2 protein-coding genes and 1 pseudogene are annotated in these 1034 nt (G+C 66.4%); all 3 read left to right on the top strand.

Translation table 11 applies throughout. The features are described from left to right. Nucleotides 1-100 (top strand): integrase core domain-containing protein (locus tag ACIQUQ_RS35245; protein WP_403984266.1); only part of this gene is annotated, 100 nt, incomplete at its 5' end. Between the two features lie 37 nt (nucleotides 101-137). Beyond that, nucleotides 138-554, top strand: a pseudogene (locus ACIQUQ_RS35240) (transposase). Nucleotides 555-587: 33 nt separating this feature from the next. Beyond that, nucleotides 588-845 (top strand): DUF6221 family protein, encoded by a 258-nt coding sequence (locus ACIQUQ_RS35235; RefSeq protein ID WP_403984264.1) that lies wholly within the window; start codon nucleotides 588-590, stop codon nucleotides 843-845. The last annotated feature ends 189 nt before the right edge of the window (nucleotides 846-1034 follow it).

The following is a 1034-nucleotide window of genomic DNA, read 5'->3' as shown; positions in this document are numbered from 1 at the left end:
CGACTGGCTGCACTGGTACAACTACCACCGACCCCATACCGGGATCGGCGGCCAAACACCCGCCAGCCGCGGCACCAACCTGCCCGGACAACACACCTAGAGCGTGCCTCTTTGATCGGTTTGTCGGTTGATCGGATGTGTCCGTCCGATTAGTGATCACTGATGCGATGTGGGACCGGATCGAGCCGCTGATGCCGGCCGATCCGGTCCGCGGTCGGCGATGGGCCGATCACCGCCGGATCTTGGAAGCCATCGCGTGGAAGTACCGCACCGGCTCTCCCTGGCGGGACCTGCCGGACGAGCTCGGCTCGTTCCAGACTGCTCATAAACGGCTGATCAGGTGGGCCGTGGATGGGACTTGGGAACGCATCCTCGCCGCAGTTCCGGCAGCGGCCGACGCTGACGCCGAGGCGTACAAGCAGCGCAACGCCGTCGAGCGGTGCATCAACCGACTCAAGCAGTGACGCGACCTGGCCATGCGAACGGACAAGCTCGCCATCGCCTACCAAGCCGCACTCCACCTCGCCGCCATCCTCATCTGGACAGCCGCTTGACCGCCCAAGCGCGCTGCCCGCAAAGATGGCCACATGGACGATCTTGTGGAGTTCCTCGTCGCACGCATCATGGACGACAACCACGCCTATGCCTACGTGGCCGGCACCCTGGGCAGCGAGGCTCTTCTCGACAGCCACCTCCCCATGCTCGACCTGATCGAGCAACTGGCGAACGACTACAAAGCCATGGACCCCTCGGACTGCCGCTCTGCCGGGCTGGCATACGCGCTGCGAGTCCTTGGCCAGTCGTACGCCGAGCATCCCGCCTACCAGCCGGAATGGCGCCCATAGCCCTGCAAGGAGACAGGCCCTGGAGGCCGCCCGGCGTGGGGGTGTCCGCCGACCGAGGGTTTCCGGACCGGGGCGGGCCCTCAAGGGCGCTGCGCTGCGCTCCGCGTCGCTGCGCGATGACCCTTCGGGTCACCCTTGACCGCCCACCCCGGTCCGGAAGGCAAAATCCCTCGGCGGACAACCCCCGAA

The sequence above is a fragment of the Streptomyces sp. NPDC101118 genome, from assembly GCF_044759445.1.
Classification (GTDB): domain Bacteria; phylum Actinomycetota; class Actinomycetes; order Streptomycetales; family Streptomycetaceae; genus Streptomyces.
Note: the sequence above shows the minus strand (reverse complement) of the source record. Positions and strands in the feature narration are given on the sequence as shown.